Annotated in this window: 15 protein-coding genes; 7 read left to right on the top strand and 8 right to left on the bottom strand. The window is 68.4% G+C overall.

Annotation, left to right across the window (positions count from 1 at the left end; genetic code table 11):
- Positions 1-97: 97 nt before the first annotated feature.
- Positions 98-637: an Hsp20/alpha crystallin family protein gene (locus SK095_RS02685; protein ID WP_320547755.1), complete on the bottom strand. Its 540-nt coding sequence runs from the start codon at positions 635-637 to the stop codon at positions 98-100.
- 245 nt (positions 638-882) lie between these two features.
- On the opposite strand from SK095_RS02685, the gene fdhF reads away from it, so the two are divergent.
- From fdhF to SK095_RS02700, 3 genes are read left to right on the top strand one after another with little or no spacing between them, the layout of a single operon-like run.
- Complete coding sequence (gene fdhF / locus SK095_RS02690; protein WP_320547756.1) at positions 883-2,982, top strand: formate dehydrogenase subunit alpha; 2,100 nt, start codon at positions 883-885, stop codon at positions 2,980-2,982.
- Positions 2,969-4,006 (top strand): 4Fe-4S dicluster domain-containing protein, encoded by a 1,038-nt coding sequence (locus SK095_RS02695; RefSeq protein WP_320547757.1) that lies wholly within the window; start codon positions 2,969-2,971, stop codon positions 4,004-4,006. The genes fdhF and SK095_RS02695 overlap by 14 nt, the downstream gene beginning before the upstream one ends.
- Positions 3,994-4,836, top strand: coding sequence for an FAD-binding oxidoreductase (locus SK095_RS02700; RefSeq protein ID WP_320547758.1), 843 nt, complete (start codon positions 3,994-3,996; stop codon positions 4,834-4,836). Before SK095_RS02695 ends, SK095_RS02700 begins: the two co-directional genes overlap by 13 nt.
- Before the next feature lie 37 nt (positions 4,837-4,873).
- Here SK095_RS02700 and SK095_RS02705 read toward each other — a convergent pair whose 3' ends face one another.
- Positions 4,874-5,362 (bottom strand): CBS domain-containing protein, encoded by a 489-nt coding sequence (locus SK095_RS02705; protein WP_201486975.1) that lies wholly within the window; start codon positions 5,360-5,362, stop codon positions 4,874-4,876.
- A gap of 202 nt (positions 5,363-5,564) precedes the next feature.
- On the opposite strand from SK095_RS02705, the gene SK095_RS02710 reads away from it, so the two are divergent.
- Positions 5,565-6,233 (top strand): dienelactone hydrolase family protein, encoded by a 669-nt coding sequence (locus SK095_RS02710; RefSeq protein ID WP_320547759.1) that lies wholly within the window; start codon positions 5,565-5,567, stop codon positions 6,231-6,233.
- Between the two features lie 87 nt (positions 6,234-6,320).
- On the opposite strand, the gene phaC (SK095_RS02715) is transcribed toward SK095_RS02710, so the two are convergent.
- The 4 genes from phaC (SK095_RS02715) to SK095_RS02730 all read right to left on the bottom strand — a co-directional run bounded on the left by phaC (SK095_RS02715) (position 6,321) and on the right by SK095_RS02730 (position 12,180).
- Complete coding sequence (gene phaC, locus SK095_RS02715; RefSeq protein WP_320547760.1) at positions 6,321-8,030, bottom strand: class I poly(R)-hydroxyalkanoic acid synthase; 1,710 nt, start codon at positions 8,028-8,030, stop codon at positions 6,321-6,323.
- 346 nt (positions 8,031-8,376) lie between these two features.
- Positions 8,377-10,083: a class I poly(R)-hydroxyalkanoic acid synthase gene (phaC, locus tag SK095_RS02720; protein ID WP_320547761.1), complete on the bottom strand. Its 1,707-nt coding sequence runs from the start codon at positions 10,081-10,083 to the stop codon at positions 8,377-8,379.
- Positions 10,084-10,165: 82 nt separating this feature from the next.
- Complete coding sequence (locus SK095_RS02725) at positions 10,166-11,344, bottom strand: acetyl-CoA C-acetyltransferase (protein ID WP_320547762.1); 1,179 nt, start codon at positions 11,342-11,344, stop codon at positions 10,166-10,168.
- Between the two features lie 86 nt (positions 11,345-11,430).
- On the bottom strand, positions 11,431-12,180 hold the full coding sequence (locus tag SK095_RS02730; RefSeq protein ID WP_136488384.1) for a beta-ketoacyl-ACP reductase: 750 nt from the start codon (positions 12,178-12,180) through the stop codon (positions 11,431-11,433).
- A gap of 382 nt (positions 12,181-12,562) precedes the next feature.
- Here SK095_RS02730 and phaP point away from each other — a divergent pair, with 382 nt between their 5' ends.
- Entirely contained in the window at positions 12,563-13,228 is a 666-nt protein-coding gene (gene phaP, locus SK095_RS02735; protein WP_305956027.1) for a TIGR01841 family phasin, read from the top strand.
- Between the two features lie 212 nt (positions 13,229-13,440).
- On the opposite strand, the gene phaR is transcribed toward phaP, so the two are convergent.
- Positions 13,441-13,974 (bottom strand): polyhydroxyalkanoate synthesis repressor PhaR, encoded by a 534-nt coding sequence (gene phaR, locus SK095_RS02740; RefSeq protein ID WP_136488385.1) that lies wholly within the window; start codon positions 13,972-13,974, stop codon positions 13,441-13,443.
- 337 nt (positions 13,975-14,311) lie between these two features.
- Between phaR and SK095_RS02745 the strand changes: the two genes are divergently transcribed.
- Entirely contained in the window at positions 14,312-15,604 is a 1,293-nt protein-coding gene (locus SK095_RS02745; RefSeq protein WP_201486969.1) for a tyrosine-type recombinase/integrase, read from the top strand.
- A gap of 44 nt (positions 15,605-15,648) precedes the next feature.
- On the opposite strand, the gene SK095_RS02750 is transcribed toward SK095_RS02745, so the two are convergent.
- Positions 15,649-16,098, bottom strand: coding sequence for a YMGG-like glycine zipper-containing protein (locus SK095_RS02750; protein ID WP_201486968.1), 450 nt, complete (start codon positions 16,096-16,098; stop codon positions 15,649-15,651).
- A 183-nt stretch (positions 16,099-16,281) separates the two neighbouring features.
- Between SK095_RS02750 and SK095_RS02755 the strand changes: the two genes are divergently transcribed.
- Positions 16,282-17,727, top strand: coding sequence for a SulP family inorganic anion transporter (locus SK095_RS02755; protein WP_201486967.1), 1,446 nt, complete (start codon positions 16,282-16,284; stop codon positions 17,725-17,727).
- The last annotated feature ends 75 nt before the right edge of the window (positions 17,728-17,802 follow it).

Here is a 17,802-nt window from a genome sequence, read left to right on the forward strand (position 1 = left end):
GTTCTGCGGCGGCGGGCGGGGCGAAAGCCTTCATGACGGCGGCGGGCCGGAGCGGCGCAAGGGGCCCTGTCCGAGCGGACAGGGCCGGGGGCGTTGGTCAGCTGGTCTTGATGTTGATGGTCTTCTCGGCCTGCCTGGACTCGGGCTTCTTCGGCAGTTTCAGGGTCAGCACGCCCTTGGCGAAGTGTGCCTCGATCTTGTCGGCATCGACGCCCTCGGGCAGGCCGAAGGTGCGCTGGAAGGAGCCGTAGTGGCGTTCGGAGAGGTAGTAGTCCTTCTTCTTCTCCTCGCGCTCGTCCTTCTTCTCGCCGGTGATGGTCAGGTTGCCGTTGCTCAGCTTGACCTGCACGTTCTTCTCGTCCATGCCCGGCAGCTCGGCGGTGATCTCGAAGGCGTCGTCCTTCTCGATGATGTCCACCGCCGGCATGCCGGCGAAGCTCAGCTCACGGCGCCAGAACGGCTCGATCTCGAAGCCGCTGCGGGAGAACGGCAGGTGCCAGCCGCGATCGAAGTCCTCGAACAGCCGGTCGACCTGACGGCGCAGGTTTTCCAGCGGCCGCATCGCCGTGGACAGCGGGCTCTGCCTGGCGGATTTCTCCTCGGTTTCCACCGCAACCTTCTTCTCGTTCTCAGCCATCGTGGAGTGCTCCTCTGTGGGGGGGGCGATCGGGACTGGATCTGGATTCGCTCAGCGCCAGCAGGCGCGCCTCGCACAGGTTCGAGGCGCTGGCCGGGGGGCGCCCGCGCAGGAGGGCCACCCCGGCTGGCGGCAGTGATACCAGTCTAGGTCATCCGGGAAATTTGCAAGTTTCCGACCGGGGTCAGGTGCGCCGGTCGGCGGGCGGTCTAGCCTTCAGGGAGACGGGGACGGGGGAGCCGCCGATGCAGGTGATTCCAAGCATATGCACCTTCTGCGGGGTCGGCTGCGGCATCGGCCTGCGCGTCGAGCAGGGCCGGGTGGTCGGCGTCGAGCCGCAGCCCGGCCATCCGGTGAGCCAGGGCCAGCTGTGCAGCAAGGGCTGGTCGACCAGCTTCGCCATCGACGCGGCCGGGCGCCTGACCCGGCCGCTGATCCGCGAGGCCGATGGTTTCCGCCCGGCCAACTGGGACGAGGCGCTGGGACGGGTCGCCGGTGCCTTCCGCGACGCGCTGGCCGAAGGCGGCCCGCAGGCGGTCGGGGTGATCAGCTGTGCGCGGGCGACCAACGAGGATAACTACGCCGCGCAGAAATTCGCCCGCGCGGTGCTCGGCACCCACAACGTCGACCACTGTGCGCGCATCTGCCACAGCCCCTCGGTGGCCGGCCTGTCGCTGACCCTGGGCTCCGGGGCGATGACCGGCTGCATGGCCGATGCCGACGAGGCCGACCTGATCCTGCTGATCGGCGCCGACGCCAGCGAGAACCACGCCATGCTCGGCGCGCGCATCCTGCGCGCCCAGGCCCGCGGCGCGCGGCTGGTGGTGGTCGACCCGCGCAAGACGCGCCTGGCGCGGCTGGCCGACCAGCACATCCAGCTCAGGATCGGCAGCAACATCGCCCTGCTCAACGGCCTGCTGCAGATCATCTTCGCCAACGGCTGGGAGAACCGCGCCTTCCTCGACGAGCGCTGCGAGAACGTCGAGGTCCTGCGCCAGCATGTCGCCGCCCTGAGCCCGGCAGTGACCAGTGCGCAGACCGGCGTGCCGGTGGCCGAGCTGGAGCAGCTCGCCCACGCGGTGAGCCACGCCGGGGCCGCCTTCATCGCCTACGGCATGGGCATCACCCAGTTCCAGAGCGGCACCAACAACGTGGTGGCGGTTTCCAACCTGGCCCTGGTGTGCGGCCAGGTCGGCCGCCCCGGCGCCGGCATCTATCCGCTGCGCGGGCAGAACAACGTGCAGGGCGCCTGCGACATGGGCTGCCTGCCCAACGTCTACCCCGGCTACCAGAGCGCGGCCAGCGAGGACGTGCAGGCCAAGTTCGCCCGCGCCTGGGGCGTGCCGATGCCGCAGGCCCCGGGTCTCACCTCGCTGGGCATGACCCAGGCGGCGCTGGCCGGCGACTTCAAGGCGCTGATGATCATGGGCGAGGAGCCGGTGCTCACCGACCCGGACCAGCACCACGTCGAGCGCGCGCTGCGCGCGCTGGACTTCCTGGTGGTGGTCGAGCTGACCCTGACCGAAACGGCGAAACTGGCCGACGTGGTGCTGCCGGCGGCGTCCTTCGCCGAGAAGGACGGCACCTTCACCAACTGCGAGCGCCGCGTGCAGCGCATCCGCCGCGCCGTCGCGCCGCCCGGCGAGGCCTGGACCGACTGGCAGATCCTCGCCGCGCTGGCCGCGCGCATGGGCTACCTGGGCATGCTCTGGCCGGATGCCGAGGCGGTGTTCGCCGAGATGGCCGACCTGACGCCGAGCTTTGCCGCCATGAGCTACTCGGCGCTGGACGCCCACCACGGCCTGCACTGGCCGTGCGACTACGTGCATCCCCGGGGCTCGCCGCGCCTGCATGCCGAGAGCTTCCCGCGCGGGCGCGGGCGGCTGTTGCCGGTGTCGCAGGTCGATCCGGACGAGACGCCGGATGCCGACTACCCGTTCTTCTTCACCACCCAGCGCCTGCACTTCCACTACGGCGGCGGTTCGATGACCCGCAAGTCGCCGCTGCTCGAGCGCGAGACCCCGGCCGGCCTGCTGTTCATCCACCCGCAGGACGCCGCCGACCTGCGCCTGCAGGATGGCCAGGGCGTGCGCCTGCGTTCGCGCCGCGGCAGCCTGGAAACGCGCGCCAGCCTCACCGACGACGTGCCACCGGGGACCCTGTCGATGCCTTACCACTTCCGCGAAGCGCCGTGCAACCTCCTTACCAACAGCGCCCAGGACCCGCAGAGCAAGATGCCCGAGCTGAAGGCCTGCGCCGTGGCCCTTGAGCCGCTGCCGCCGGGCGTGGCGCCACGCCTGGCCGATGCCTTGGCGCCGCGGGAGGTGGGCGATGGCCGCCTTTGAACCACTCTGCCACGAACTGGACAGCGTCGAACGCCTGCGCGCGCACCTGGCCTGCGGCCGGGTGCTCTATGAGGTACGCGAGGACGGCCAGGGCGGTCGCCACTGGCAGGCGGTGACGGCCGACGACCTCAGTCCCTTCGTGGCCGACCCCGAGCCGCCGCCGTTCTCGGCCAAGGCGTTCTTCTTCGCCGAGCGCGAGGCGGTGTTCCGCGTCGAGGGTGACCGCTTCGTCGCCTGCCTGCCCGAGGTGGCGGACCAGGTACTGTTCGGCCTGCACGCCTGCGACCTGGCGGCGGTGAGCTACCAGGACCAGTTCTTCGCCGCCGATCCCCACTACCGGCGGCGCCGCGCGGCGACCCTGCTGGTCGGCATCGACTGCCGGCACAGCTGCAGCCAGGGTTTCTGCACCCAGGTCGACAGCGGCCCGACGGTGCGCTCGGGCACCGCCGACCTGGTGCTGCTGCCGCAGGACGACGGCGGCTGGCGGCTGCTGAGCCTCTCGCCGGCCGGCGCGGCGGCGGTGGCCGGCCTCGCCCTGCCGCTCGCCAGCCTCGACTGGCAGGCCGAGCGCGCCGCCATCCACAGCCAGGTCGCCAGCGAGCAGGGTGACGCCCGCTGGCTGGAGGACGGCGTGGCGGCCATCAATGCCGGGCGGGTCAGCCAGGCGAGCTGGGACAGCCTGGGCCTGCGCTGCCTGGTCTGCTCCGGCTGCACCACGGTGTGCCCGACCTGCTCCTGCTTCGCCCCGCTGGAGCGCCCACTGCCGGGCGGCGCACTGGTGCACGAGCGGGTGTGGGACTCCTGCCTGTACGAGGGCTTCCAGAAGGAGGCCAGCGGCCACAATCCCAGCGCCGCGCCGGGGCAGCGGGTGCAGCGCTTCTGGCAGCACAAGTTCGGCGAGGGCTTCCGCCAGCAGTTCGGCCGCTACGGCTGCGTCGGCTGCGGGCGCTGCGACCGGGTCTGCCCCGGCGGCATCGGCGTGCATGCGGTGATGGCGAAGGTGGGCAAGCCATGCTCGAACTGACCCCCAGACCGCTGCGCCTGCTCGGCAGCTACGCCGACGGCCGCGACGCCCGGCACTTCCGCCTGCGTCTGGAGCAGCCGCTGGAGAGCGACCGGGCGACGCTGCCCGGGCAGTTCTTCATGCTCGGCGTACCGGGGCAGGGCGAGGCGCCCTTCACCTACGTCAGCGCGCCGGATGCAGCCGGTGAGTTCAGCGCGCTGATCCGCCGCAGCGGGCGGCTGACGGCGCGGCTGTTCGAGCTGGAGGCGGGCGCGCTGCTCGGCTACCGCGGCCCGTTCGGCCGCGGCTGGCCTACCCTGGACGAGCCGCAGGCGGTGCTGGTGGTGGCCGGCGGCTGCGGCCTGGCGCCGCTGGCCGGCTGGATCGCGGCGGCCAGCGAGCGCCCGGAGCTGGCCTTGCGCGTGCTCTACGGCGCGCGCAGCGCCGAGCATCAGGTGCTCGGCCGCGAGCGGGCACGCTGGCGGAGCATCCTGCCGCTGATCGAGACCCTCGACGAGGGCGGGGCGGAGGAACTGCGCGGCTCGCCGCTGGGGCAGCTGGATCGCCTGTGCGCCGAGACGCTGCCGCACAGCGTGCTGTGCTGCGGCCCGGAAGCCTTCATGCTGGCCATAGCCAAGGCCTGCGTGCGCCGCGGCGTGGCGGCGGAGCGCATCTGGCTGTCGGTGGAGCGGCGCATGCACTGCGCCGTGGGGCTGTGCGGCCACTGCTACATCGCCGACAGCTATGCCTGCGTCGACGGGCCGACCTACCGCTACGACCAGTACCGGGCGCTGCTGGCCCGGGGCAACCTGCGTGGCGTGCTCGGCGCGGCGGACGTCGGGCCCTGCTGAGGGGCCTGCCGCTGGGGGCAGCGGCAGGCGGTCGAGGTCACATCCCCAGGTCGTCCATCACCGCCGGCAGGCTCGGCGAGGTGATGTCGTTGAAGGCCTCCAGCGCCTCGCGCCAGTCTTCCGGGGCATCGCGCACGCTGCCGCCGTGCAGGGTCAGGCGATGGAGGATGTCGGACATGGCGATCATGCCATGCAGCTCGCCATCGGCGCCCACCACCGGCAGGCGGCGCACCTTCTTCGCCGCCATCATGTGCAGGGCCTCGTGCACATCGGTGTCGTCGTGGCAGGTGTACAGGTCGTGGCGGCCGGCCAGCTCGCCGGCCTTGAGTTCCCACAGGGGCTTGTGCCGCTCGGCGGCCAGCAGGGCGATGTCGCGATCGGTGACTATGCCGATCGCATGGTTGCTCTGGTCGACCACGGCGATCGCCCCGCAGTCGCACCTGGCCATCATTTCTGCCGCCTGCTCCAGGCTGTCGCCGGGGTGGCAGCACTGCACCGGCTTATGCATCACGTCGCTGACGTTCATGATCCCGCTCCACAGAGACGGCCGCGCTCCGCTTCCCGTGCCGCACCGACCGCATGGACCGACGGCTCATCCTCCGGATGAGCATGGATACAGCAAGACATTAGACGCCCGCCTGCCCGGCGGGGCAACGACCGTCAGGCAGCTCGCCGGTCGGTTGCCTGCGCAGGACTAGACTGGAGTGACAGATCCTGGGAGGTGCACCATGAGCGACATACGCAAGGTTCCGCAGCGCAGCCTGCGGCTCGACCTGAAGGATGGGGTGCTGCATGGCGAGCTGGCCGTTCCGGAGGACGCCGAGGGGCTGGTGGTGTTCGCCCACGGCAGCGGCAGCAGTCGTTTCAGTCCGCGCAACCAGCAGGTGGCGCGCTTCTTCAACGACCTTGGCCTCGGCACCCTGCTGCTCGACCTGCTCACCGAGGACGAGCAGGACATCGACGAGGCGACCCGCGAGTTCCGCTTCGACATCCCGCTACTGGCCCGCCGGCTGGTCACCGTGGTCGACTGGCTGCACGGGGACGAGCGCCTGCAGGAGCTGGTGGTCGGCCTATTCGGCGCCAGCACCGGCGCCGCCGCGGCGCTGATCTGCGCCGCGCAGCGTCACGAGCTGGTGGCGGCGGTGGTCTCCCGCGGCGGGCGTACCGACCTGGCTGGGGATGCGCTGGAGCATGTGCGCGCCCCCAGCCTGCTGATCGTGGGCGGCGAGGACGACGTGGTGCTCGCCCTCAACCGCGAGAGCCTGATGCGCCTGGCCGGGATCAAGCGGCTGGAGGTGGTGCCCGGGGCGACCCATCTGTTCGAGGAGCCGGGCAAGCTGCTCAAGGTGGCGGAACTGGCCGGCGAGTGGTTCCTGCGCTATCTGCGGCGGATCTGACGGCTGCGGTGCTGCCGCTGGTCCGGGACCAGGCCGCTAGGGATCGGCACGACACCGGCCCGCACGCGGCGGGCCGGGCGGCGGGACTCAGTCGCGCGCCAGCACGTAGCTGCCGGGCGCCGCTTCCAGCGGTGGGTAGTCGGCCGAGCCGAGGCTGGCCGCCGGCTTGCCGCGCTTGCCGGCGTGCTGGCCCAGCCAGTTGGTCCAGTCGACCCACCAGCTGCCGGGCTGCTCGGTGGCACTTGCCAGCCACTGCTCGGGATCGGTCGCCGGCACCTCGCTAGTCCAGTAGCTGCGCTTGTTCTTCGAAGCCGGGTTGATGATGCCGGCGATGTGTCCGGAGGCACCGAGCACGAAGCGGCTCGGCCCCTTGAGCAGGCGGCCGCTGGTGAAGGCGCTGCGCCACGGCACGATGTGGTCCTCGCGGGCGCCGACCAGGTAGGTCGGCATGTCCAGCTGGCCGAGGTCGAGGGTTTCGCCGCAGACCTTTAGCGTGCCGCTCTTCAGCTCGTTCTGCAGGTAGGTGTGGCGCAGGTACCAGCAGTACATGGCGCCGGGCAGGTGGGTGTGGTCGTTGTTCCAGAACAGCAGGTCCATGGAGCGCGGCTTCTGGCCCTTGAGGTACTTCTCGACCCCGTAGTTCCACCACAGCTCGTTGGGGCGCAGCAGGGAGAAGGTGTTGCCCATCTCCTCGCCGCGGAACAGGCCGAACTTGCCGCCCGCGCCGCCGATGGTGCGCTCGCGGTAGCGGACGATCTCCTCGTCGATGAACACGTTGAGCAGGCCGGTGTCCTCGAAGTCGAGCAGGGTGACCAGCAGGGTCAGGCTGGCGGCGGGCTTGATGCCGCGGGCGGCGAGCACGCCGAGGCCGCAGGCCAGCAGGGTGCCGCCGACGCAGTAGCCTAGCAGGTTGAGCTGCTGCTCGCCGCTGATCGCCTGGGTGACCCTGATCGCCTCGATGATGCCCTGCTCGACGTAGTCGTCCCAGGTGGTGGCGGCCAGGCTCTGGTCGACGTTGCGCCAGGACATCAGGTACACCGGATGGCCCTGCTCCAGCGCATAGCGCACCAGCGAACTCTCCGGCTGCATGTCGAGGATGTAGAACTTGTTGATCGCCGGCGGCACCAGCAGCAGCGGGCGCCGGTACTGGGTGTCGCTCTGCGGCCTGTACTGGATCAGCTGGAACAGCGGGTTCTGGTAGACCACCTGGCCGGGGGTGTTGGCCAGGTTGACGCCGACCTCGAAGGCCGCGCTGTCGCACTGGCGCAGCTTGCCTTCCTTGAGGTCGCTGGCTAGGTGCAGCATGCCGCTGAACAGGCTGGCCCCGCCGGTCTGCACGGCGCGTTCGAGCGCTTCGGGGTTGCTGCCCAGGCAGTTGCTCGGCGCGCCGGCGGCGACCAGTTGCTCGACCAGGAACACCAGGCGCTTGCGCAGCTTGGCCGAGTCGATCGGCAGCAGGTCGATCAGGCGCATCAGAAAGCGCGAGTTGAGCAGGTAGAGCGCGGCCAGCGAACCGAACAGCGGCTGGCTCCAGGCGTTGCCGGCAAAGCGCGAGTCGCTGAAGGCGAAGGGCTGCTGGGTCAGCATCTGCATGCCGAGCCTGGCCCATTCGCCGTTGTATTCGCTCTGCAGGGCGTCGAGCGCCGCGGCGTCGACCTCGAACCAGGCGTCGGTGTCCTGGCTCTGGAACCAGGGGCTCTGGCGGACCCAGAAGCGCAGGGGCTCCAGGGCGGCACGGGCGACGAAAGGCAGGTTGGCCGAGCAGAAGGCCGAGAAGGGCGGTACGTTGTTGTTCATTGTTTACCCGGTGTTCTGCAAGTAAGGCAGCCCTGCCGCAGTGACGGGACCGCGTGCTGGGCGTGGCTGGGCAGCGAGGTCATGCAGCTTCGCTTGTCGGGCAGGCAATCTACGGAGCTGTGCGCGCGCCTGCTTCGCATCCGGCGACAGGCGTTTCTCAATGCATGACAGTCATCCGTGCGGTAGCGGATGGAGAGCGTTGCCTGACACGCAGGGAGAAGTGCCCGGGCCGGTGCGAGGGCAGCGAGGTGGCAGGCGAGGGCAGACGGGCGAAGGGCGCCGAAGGGAACGGCAGGATCGGGCGGAATTGCCCGGCCCGCGCAGGGCGGACCGGGCAACGGGCGGGTCAGTCGCGTTGCAGGACGTACTGGCCGGGCGCCGCTTCCAGCGGCGGGTAGTCGGCCGAGCCGAGGCTGGCTACGGCCGGACCGCTTTCGCCGGCGTACTGGCTCAGCCAGCTGTTCCAGTCGCCCCACCAGCTGCCGGGATGCTCCTCGGCGCTGCTCAGCCAGGCGTCCGGATCGATCGGCAGCGTATCGCTGGTCCAGTAGCTGCGCTTCTTCTTCGCCGGCGGGTTGATGATGCCGGCGATGTGCCCGGAGGCGCCGAGCACGAAGCGGGTCGGGCCTTTGAGCAGGCGGGTGCTGGCGAAGGCGCCGCGCCACGGCACGATGTGGTCCTCGCGGGTGCCGACCAGGTAGGTGGGCATGTCCAGGCTGGACAGGTCGAGGGTCTCGCCGCAGACCTGCAGCCGGCCGCTCCTGATGTCGTTCTGCAGGTAGGCGTGGCGCAGGTACCAGCAGTACATCGGGCCGGGCAGGTGGGTGTGGTCGTTGTTCCAGTACAGGAGGTCCAGCGAGCGCGGCTTCTGGCCCTTGAGGTACTTCTCGACGCCGTAGTTCCACCACAGCTCGTTGGGACGCAGCAGGGAGAAGGTGTTGCCCATGTCCTCGCCGCGGAACAGGCCGAAGCTGCCGCCCTCGCCGCCGATGGTGCGCTCGCGGTAGCGGACGATCTCCTCGTCGACGAACACGTCGAGCACCCCGGCGTCCTCGAAGTCGAGGAGGGTGACCAGCAGGGTCAGACTGGCCGCCGGCTTCTGCCCGCGCGCGGCGAGCACGCCCAGGCCGCAGGCGAGCAGGGTACCGCCGACGCAGTAGCCGAGCAGGTTCAGCTGCTGCTGGCCGCTGATGGCCTGGGTGACGCGGATCGCCTCGATGATGCCCTGCTCGACGTAGTCGTCCCAGGTGGCGGTGGCGATGCTCTCGTCGGCGTTGCGCCAGGACACCAGGAACACCGGGTGGCCCTGCTCGAGGGCGTGACGGACGAACGAGCTCTCGGCCTGCAGGTCGAGGATGTAGTACTTGTTGATCGCCGGCGGCACCACCAGCAGCGGGCGCTGGTACTGGCTCTCGCTCTGCGGCGCGTACTGGATCAGCTGGAATAACGGATTCTGGTAGACCACCTGGCCGGGCGTGGTGGCCAGGTTGCCGCCGACCGTGAAGGCGCCGCTGTCGCACTGGCGCAGCTTGCCTTCCTTCATGTCGCTGGCCAGGTGCAGCATGCCGCTGAACAGGCTCGCGCCCTGGGTCTGCACCATGCGCTCCAGCGCTTCGGGGTTGCTGTTGAGGTAGTTGCTCGGCGCCCCGGCGGCGACCAGCTGTTCGACCAGGAAGGTCAGGCGTTGGCGCATCTTGCCGGACTCGATGGGCAGCTCGTCGAGCAGGCGCATCAGGAAACGCGAGTTGAGCAGGTAGAGCGCGGCCAGCGAGCCGAACAGCGGCTGGCTCCAGGCGCTGCCGGCGAAGCGCGGGTCGGTGAAGGCGAACGGCTGGTGGGTCAGCATCTGCATGCCGAGCTGCGCCCACTCGCCGCCGTACTCCGCCTGCAGGCGGTCAAGGATGGCACTGTCGACCTGGAACCAGGTGTCGGTGTTCTTGCCCTGGAACCACGGGTTGTGGCGCACCCAGATGCGCAGCTGCTCAAGGGCTGCACGGGCGACGAAGGGCATGTTGGCCGAGAAGAAGGCCGTGAAGGGCGGGGAGTTATCCATCTCTTGTATCCGCTGATCTGGTGGCTGCTGTATCCGACAGGCGACGCGGCCACCCCTCATGGGTGGCCGCGTTCAGACCATATCAGCGTTCGACTGCCAGGGCCACGCCCTGACCACCGCCGATGCACAGGGTCGCCAGGCCCTTGCTCAGGTTGCTGCGCTGCAGCTCGTGCAGCAGGGTGACCAGGATGCGGCAGCCGGAGGCGCCGATCGGGTGGCCGAGGGCGATGGCGCCGCCGTTGACGTTGACCTTGCCGGTGTCCCAGCCCAGTTCCTTGTTGACGCTCAGCGCCTGCACGGCGAAGGCCTCGTTGGCCTCGACGCGGTCCAGGTCGTCCAGGCTCCAGCCGGCCTTCTCCAGGCACAGGCGGGTGGCCGACACCGGGCCGATGCCCATGATCGCCGGGTCGACGCCGGAGCTGGCATAGGCCTTGACCCTGGCCAGCACCGGCAGGCCCAGTTCGGCGGCCTTCTTCGCGCTGGCCAGCAGCACCACGGCGGCGCCGTCGTTGATGCTGGAGGCGTTGCCGGCGGTGACGCTGCCGTCCTTGCTGAACGCCGGCTTGAGCTTGGCCAGGCTGTCGTAGGTGGTCTCGCCGCGCGGCTGCTCGTCGGTGGCGAACACCAGCGGGTCGCCCTTGCGCTGCGGGATCAGGATCGGGGTGATCTCGTCCTTGAAGGTGCCGGCCTCGATGGCGGCGGCGGCCTTCTGCTGGGAGGCGGCGGCGAAGGCGTCCTGCTCCTCGCGGCTGATCTCGAAGCGCCTGGCCAGGTTCTCGGCGGTGATGCCCATGTGGTAGTCGTTGAAGGCATCCCACAGGCCGTCCTGGATCATGCTGTCCTGCAGCTGGGCGTGGCCCATGCGCAGGCCGGTGCGCGCCTTGGGCAGCACGTAGGGCGACAGGCTCATGTTCTCCTGGCCGCCGGCGATGACCAGCTCGGCGTCGCCGCAGCGGATGGCCTGCACGGCCAGCTGCACGGCCTTGAGGCCCGAGCCGCACACCTTGTTGAGGGTGAGTGCCGGAACCTCGTGGGGCAGGCCGGCCTTGATCGCGGCCTGGCGGGCAGGGTTCTGGCCGGAGCCGGCGGTGAGCACCTGGCCGAGGATGACCTCGTCGATGTCCTGCGGCTGGACGCCGCTCAGTTCGAGCACCTGACGGATGACCGCGGCACCCAGCTCCGGGGCGGGAATGCTGCTCAGGGCGCCCTGGAAGGAGCCGATGGCGGTACGGGTGGCGGCGACAATGACAACATCGTTCATGGGTGAACCTCTGCTGCAGAAAACGGGGAGGAGGGCGCCTGCCCGCGGCGAGCTGCGGGCAGGCGCAAAGGGTCGGCCGGGCCGACTCAGGCCATGTTCAGGCCGCCGTTGACCGAGAAGTCGGCGCCGGTGGCATAGGCGCCTTCCTCGGAGGCCAGCCAGGACACCATGGAGGCGATTTCCTCCGGCTGGCCCATGCGGCCCACCGGGATGCCGGAAATGATCTTCTCCAGGACGTCCTCGCGGATCGCCGCGGTCATCTCGGTGCGGATGTAGCCGGGGGAGATGGTGTTGACGGTGATGCCCTTGCTGGCCACTTCGCGGGCCAGCGCCATGCTGAAGCCGTGGATGCCGGCCTTGGCCGCCGAGTAGTTGGTCTGGCCGAACTGGCCGCGCTGGCCGTTGACCGAGGAGATGTTGATGATGCGACCCCAGCCACGCTCGAGCATCGGGTCGATGACCTGCTTGGTGGTGTTGAACAGGCCGTTGAGGTTGGTGGAGATGACCGCGCTCCAGTCCTGCGGGGTCATCTTCCTGAAGGTGGTGTCGCGGGTGATGCCGGCGTTGTTCACCAGCACGTCGATCTGGCCGATTTCCGCGCGGACTTCGGCGAAGGCACGGGCGACGTCGTCCCAGTCGGTGATGTCGCAGGCCATGCTGTGGAACTCGAAGCCTTCCTGACGCTGCTGCTCCAGCCAGGCGTCCTTGCGGGTGGACTGGGCGCTGCAGCCGACCACGACGATGAAGCCGTCGCGGTGCAGGCGCCGGCTGATCGCCGTGCCGATGCCACCCATGCCGCCAGTTACCAGTGCAATGCGCTTGTTGTTGTTGGTCATGTTGCAGTCACTCCATTCGATAAATGATGGTGAAGCGGAACAACACATGCCGGAGGTCGGGCCCCGCGGGCCCCGGTCGACTGTCCGGCAGACGGGCCTGTTCTGTGCCTGCCCGATGTACCTACCTTGCTAGCGAAAGATTGCGTTTTCTTGACGAGAATTTCCGTGGCTCTCGCGGGCGTCTGGCTGGGCCTCCTGCTGCTTTGCACAATGATTGCTGTGGCTTTTCGTCCAATCGACACGGATGTGACATGTGGACGTCATTGATCTGTGTCATGTGTAGCTGCCTGTGCTTGATTTTTCGGGCGGTACGCTCCTTCGGCTGGAGGTGTGACAGTTCGAAAATTTTTTGTGCAGCGCACAAAAAGTGCTTGCGCAATGCATGCCGATCGCCAAGAATGAAATTGCAGGTCGCGTGCAGCAGTGGCACTCGCCGGCACAGGTTTTCAGCCATTCTCATCCTCGGGAGACTTCATCCATGTCCTTCTTCGATTCTGAAAAACTGCAGGCTGCCCAGAAATCCAACCTCGAGCTGCTGCAGCAAATGAACACCAAGTTCCTCAAGGGCCTCGAACAGCTCGGCCATCTGCAGATCGCCACCCTGCGTTCGGTCAGCGAGGAAACCTTCGAGAACGCAAGCAAACTGCTTGCCGTTCGTGATCCGCAGAGCTTCACTGCGGTCATCGGTTCCCTGGCCCATCCGGCCAACCAGGCCGAGCGCATGATGGAGTTCAACCGCCAGGTGTACGACCTGATCTCCAGCACCCAGGCCGACATCGCCAAGCTCGGCGAACGTCAGGCTGCCCGCAACGCGCAGCAGGTGCAGGAACTGGTAGACGAAATTGCAAAGAACGCGCCAGCCGGCTCCGAGTCTGCCGTGGCCGTGCTCAAGTCCGCCGTCGAGACTGCCGGCAACGTGATCGAAAGCGCGCAGAAGACTGCCAAGCAGGCCGCCGAAATCGCCGAGAACGGCATCGCCGCCGCCACTTCGGCTGCTGGCCAGGCTGCTCGCGAAGCCACCAAGGCTGCCGGCGGCGCTCGCAAGTAAGGCTGTCCGGGGAGAGAGGGCTCGCCGAGCCGGAGGCGGAGCAGGGCGGCCATGGATCGTCTTGCTCCGCCTTTCCTGTCATGCCGATGACCGAGGTCGTGGCTCAGGCGGCACTCTGTAACTCCCAACGATCAGATGTGCAAAGGCCCGCAGATAGCGGGCCTTTGCACAATGGTGGTGCGGGATGCCTCACGGCGGCTCAGCACGGCGGCTCAGCTGGCGTCGCCATCCTTGTCCTTCTTGCCATCCTTGTCGCTGCGGCTGGCGGTACCCGGGAAACCCGGGAACATGCCGAACAGGTTCTGCGTGCTCAGGTACAGCTGCTTGGATTGCTCGACGTACTGGCCCATCAGATCCTGCATGACCGGCAGCTGGCTGCGCATGAAGTCGCTCCAGGCCTGGGAGGACTGCTGGCCGGTCTTGGCCTGCACGTCGATCACCGCCTGGATGCTTTTCTCCAGATAGTTGCCGAGCATGCCCTGGAACGGGCCGTAGAAGCGGATGATCCCCTTGAGCATCTCGCTGGAGAAGATCGGCTCGCCGCCGCTTTCCGCTTCCTGGATGATCTGCAGCAGGATGCTGCGGGTCAGGTCTTCGCCGGTCTTGGCGTCGACCACCTGGAAAGGTTCCTCCTGGATGACCAGCTGACGTATATCCTGCAGCGTTATGTGCGTGCTGGTCTGCGTATCGTAAAGACGACGGTTGGCGTATTTCTTGATCAGGCGGACATGCTTCCGATCAGTCATGCTGCGGACTCTCGCGGACGATATTGTGCCGACCATGTTAACTCAAAGCGCGGCGGGCTGGCCGTTCAATGCTGTGCCACCGAGAGTGCCGCGAACGCGCAGCAGACGTGTTCCGTCTGGTCGGCGGCATCGACGGCGGACTGGAATCGTCAGCGACTGACCCAGCACGGCAGGTGGCGGGTCGCCGGGTCGGGCGGAAGGGTGCGTTTCAAGGATATACAATATCCGATAACGACCAGACCCGGAAATTGCATATAATGCGTTTCAGCGCCCGGCAAGGTCACTTCGCGCGCCCTTGCCGATTCAACCAGATCCTTCAGACACCGGAAAGCTCGCCATGCCTACGACGCCGTTGCCCCTGTTCGAAACCTACAGCCGTTTCCTTGAGCTGAACTTCCTGCAGATCAGCGAGGAACTCCCGGTCGTCCGCGAATACCTCGCCAGCTTTCCTGCCGAGCTGCAGGCCATCGACGGCTATCTCGCGGTCCGCGGCTTTCTCAAGTCCTACGCCGGCAACGAGCCCACTTTCAATTCCTACCGCACCCATGTCGAGCGGCTCTTGCTCTGGGCGCTGCTGGTCGCCCGCAAGCCGCTGCTCGAGTTGCGTCGCCGGGATGCCGAGGCCTTCATGGAGTTCTGCCTGCGGCCGCCCAGGGACTGGATCGGGCCGATGGTCCGCTCCCGCTTCGTGCGCATCGGCGGCCGCAAGAAGCTCGAGTCCGACAGCTATGTGGTCAACGAGGACTGGCGCCCGTTCAGCATCACCGTGCCCAAGCGCAACCGCTCGCTGGACGGATCCGCCGCGCCGGGCAGCGACAGCCGACCCTACCGGATGTCCCAGGGCTCGGTGGCCCAGGTCTTCGCCGTGTGCGGCAGCTTCTTCCAGCACGCCACCGACGAGGGACTGACCGAGGTCAACCCGTTCCGGGCTGTCAAGCAGAAATCGGTCTACAAGCAGCGCAACACCCTGGATGTCTCGGGACGCTCGCTCACCCAGTTGCAATGGAGCTACGTCATCGAGACCGCCGAGAAAATGGCCGACGAGGACGAGGTCCACGAACGCACGCTGTTCATCCTGGCCACGCTGTTCGCCATGTACCTGCGGGTATCCGACCTGGTCGGGCGCGACAACTGGGAGCCGACCATGGGCGATTTCCGCCGCGATACCACCGGCAACTGGTGGTTCCACGTGGTCGGCAAAGGCAACAAGGCGGCGAAGATCAGCGTGCGCGACGACTATATCCAGACCTACCTGACCCGCTACCGCCGGCACCTGGGCCTGCCTGCCCTGCCCTCGCCCCACGAGACGCATCCCCTGCTCTCCACGCTCAAGGGGCGCGCTGGCCTTTCCGACCGTCACCTGCGCCTGCTGCTGCAGCAGGTCTTCGACCGCGCGCTGGAGCGGATGGTCGAGGAAGGCTGGAGCAACGACGAGGTCGACCACCTGCGCTCGGCCTCGCTGCACTGGCTGCGGCATACCTCTGCCACCTTCGACGCCCCCCACCGGGACATGAAGGACCTGCAGGCCGACCTGCGTCACAACAGCCTGAGCACCACGCAGAACACCTACTACAACTCGCTGGATGAACAGCGGGCACATTCGGTGAAGCATCTGCGGATCAAGGAGTAGCGACCAGGTTCGGCGCCTGAACCCGCGGAGGCACCCTTCCCTGCTCAGGGCGTGACCTGGTAGCCGCGCTGCTGCATGCAGCTGGTGTAGGCCGACGAGGTATTCTGCTCGGCATTGCGGCGATCCTGGCGCCGGTCCTGGCGCTGGCGCGAGCCGCCCACCACCACGCCGGCCGCTGCGGCTTCCCTGGCCTGGTTCTGCCGGTATTCCTGCTGGACGTCCTCATCGAGGCGGTCATACACCTCCTCGTGCTGGCGGCCGCGTACTCCCGCCGCGGCGGCGCCGGCCGCGGCTCCGGCGACGGCACCCCGTGCCCGACCGCCGGTCTGCGGGCTGCTGGTGCTGGCGCTGCCGGCCTGGGCCTGGCAGGCGCTGATGTCCTGCTGCATGGTTTCCGGCGACTGGCCCTGCAGCGGGGTGACCGTCTCGGCGAGTGCGCAGGCACTGGCGATGGCCAGCCCGCTGGCGAGGCAGAAAGAAAGGCATCTTGGCATGGTGGCGAGCGCTCCCGTGGGTGGCTGGGCGGCCAGTTGCTGACCCGAGAAGCATAGTCCGGCCCCGGACCTGCCCCGCTGCCTGTGGTCGGCTGGCCAGGCGGCCTGTGGTTCCGTAACATCCCCGCCCCTTTTTCGCCAATCCCTGCAGCCGGCTGCGCCGGCCTCCACCTCAGGATCGCCATGAAACCCACACGTCTGCGCGCCGATGTCCTGGCCGGACTCACCACCTCCTTCGCGCTGGTGCCCGAGTGCATCGCCTTCGCCCTGGTCGCCCAGCTCAATCCGCTGATGGGCCTGTACGGCGCCTTCATCATCTGCACCCTCACCGCGCTGTTCGGCGGCCGGCCGGGCATGGTCTCCGGCGCCGCCGGCTCGATGGCCGTGGTCATCGTCGCGCTGGTGGTACAGCACGGGGCCCAGTACCTGCTGGCCACCGTGCTGCTCGGCGGCTTGATCATGGTCGCCTTCGGCCTGCTGCGCCTCGGCAAGCTGATCCGCATGGTGCCGCACCCGGTGATGCTCGGCTTCGTCAACGGCCTGGCCATCGTCATCGCCCTGTCCCAGCAGGAGCACTTCAGGGACGGCGAGGCCTGGCTGAGCGGCACGGCGCTGTACCTGATGCTGGGACTGGTGGCGCTGACCATGGCCATCGTCTACCTGCTGCCGCGCCTGACCCGCGCGGTGCCGCCGGCGCTGGTGGCGATCCTCGGCGTCGGTGCGGCGGTCTACCTGCTCGACCTGCCGACCCACACCCTCGGCGACATGGCCAACATCGCCGGCGGCCTGCCCGCCTTCGCCCTGCCGGACATCCCCTGGAACCTGGAAACCCTGGCCATCATCGCCCCCTACGCGGTGCTGATGGCGCTGGTCGGCCTGCTGGAAACCCTGCTGACCCTCAACCTCACCGACGAGATCACCGAGAGCCGCGGCTATCCGGACCGCGAGTGCACGGCCCTCGGCGCAGCCAACATCGCCTCCGGCCTGTTCGGCGGCATGGGCGGCTGCGCGATGATCGGCCAGACCATGATCAACCTCAGCTCCGGCGGTCGCGGCCGGCTGTCCGGGGTGGTCGCCGGGGTGATGATCCTGCTGTTCGTGCTGTTCCTCTCGCCGCTGATCGAGCGCATCCCGCTGGCTGCGCTGGTCGGCGTGATGTTCGTGGTGGCCCAGCAGACCTTCGCCTGGGCCTCGCTACGGGTGCTCGGCAAGGTGCCGCTCAACGATGCGCTGGTGATAGTCGCGGTGACGATGATCACCGTGTTCACCGACCTGGCCACCGCCGTGCTGTGCGGGATCGTCATCGCCGCGCTGAACTTCGCCTGGCAGCAGGCCCGCGAGCTGTACGCCGACAGCGATCTGCAGGCCGACGGCAGCAAGCTGTACCGGGTGCACGGCACGCTGTTCTTCGCCTCGACCACGCCGTTCCTCAACCAGTTCGATGTGGCCGGCGACCCGGCCCAGGTGACCCTCGACTGCCGCCACCTGAGCTTCGTCGACTACTCGGCCATCGCCGCGCTGAAGACCCTGCGCGAGCGCTACGCCAAGGCCGGCAAGCACCTGCGCGTGCTGCACCTCTCCGAGCGCTGCAAGCAGCTGCTCAAGCGCGCCGGGGTGCACCACGACTGAGGCGCGGTTGCTGAAGGCTGGCCCACCCCGGGGCCGGCCTTCGATACGATCAGCCCACTCCTTGCTCCCCTGCGG

It is taken from the genome of Pseudomonas sp. AN-1, assembly GCF_034057115.1.
Taxonomy (GTDB): domain Bacteria; phylum Pseudomonadota; class Gammaproteobacteria; order Pseudomonadales; family Pseudomonadaceae; genus Geopseudomonas.

Bases quoted from the DNA above. Each gene is read 5' to 3' on its own strand.
- SK095_RS02685 (WP_320547755.1), bottom strand. From the start codon at position 637: ATGGCTGAGAACGAGAAGAAGGTTGCGGTGGAAACCGAGGAGAAATCC.
- fdhF (WP_320547756.1), top strand. From the start codon at position 883: ATGCAGGTGATTCCAAGCATATGCACCTTCTGCGGGGTCGGCTGCGGC.
- SK095_RS02695 (WP_320547757.1), top strand. From the start codon at position 2,969: ATGGCCGCCTTTGAACCACTCTGCCACGAACTGGACAGCGTCGAACGC.
- SK095_RS02700 (WP_320547758.1), top strand. From the start codon at position 3,994: ATGCTCGAACTGACCCCCAGACCGCTGCGCCTGCTCGGCAGCTACGCC.
- SK095_RS02705 (WP_201486975.1), bottom strand. From the start codon at position 5,362: ATGAACGTCAGCGACGTGATGCATAAGCCGGTGCAGTGCTGCCACCCC.
- SK095_RS02710 (WP_320547759.1), top strand. From the start codon at position 5,565: ATGAGCGACATACGCAAGGTTCCGCAGCGCAGCCTGCGGCTCGACCTG.
- phaC (WP_320547760.1), bottom strand. From the start codon at position 8,030: ATGAACAACAACGTACCGCCCTTCTCGGCCTTCTGCTCGGCCAACCTG.
- phaC (WP_320547761.1), bottom strand. From the start codon at position 10,083: ATGGATAACTCCCCGCCCTTCACGGCCTTCTTCTCGGCCAACATGCCC.
- SK095_RS02725 (WP_320547762.1), bottom strand. From the start codon at position 11,344: ATGAACGATGTTGTCATTGTCGCCGCCACCCGTACCGCCATCGGCTCC.
- SK095_RS02730 (WP_136488384.1), bottom strand. From the start codon at position 12,180: ATGACCAACAACAACAAGCGCATTGCACTGGTAACTGGCGGCATGGGT.
- phaP (WP_305956027.1), top strand. From the start codon at position 12,563: ATGCCGATCGCCAAGAATGAAATTGCAGGTCGCGTGCAGCAGTGGCAC.
- phaR (WP_136488385.1), bottom strand. From the start codon at position 13,974: ATGACTGATCGGAAGCATGTCCGCCTGATCAAGAAATACGCCAACCGT.
- SK095_RS02745 (WP_201486969.1), top strand. From the start codon at position 14,312: ATGCCTACGACGCCGTTGCCCCTGTTCGAAACCTACAGCCGTTTCCTT.
- SK095_RS02750 (WP_201486968.1), bottom strand. From the start codon at position 16,098: ATGCCAAGATGCCTTTCTTTCTGCCTCGCCAGCGGGCTGGCCATCGCC.
- SK095_RS02755 (WP_201486967.1), top strand. From the start codon at position 16,282: ATGAAACCCACACGTCTGCGCGCCGATGTCCTGGCCGGACTCACCACC.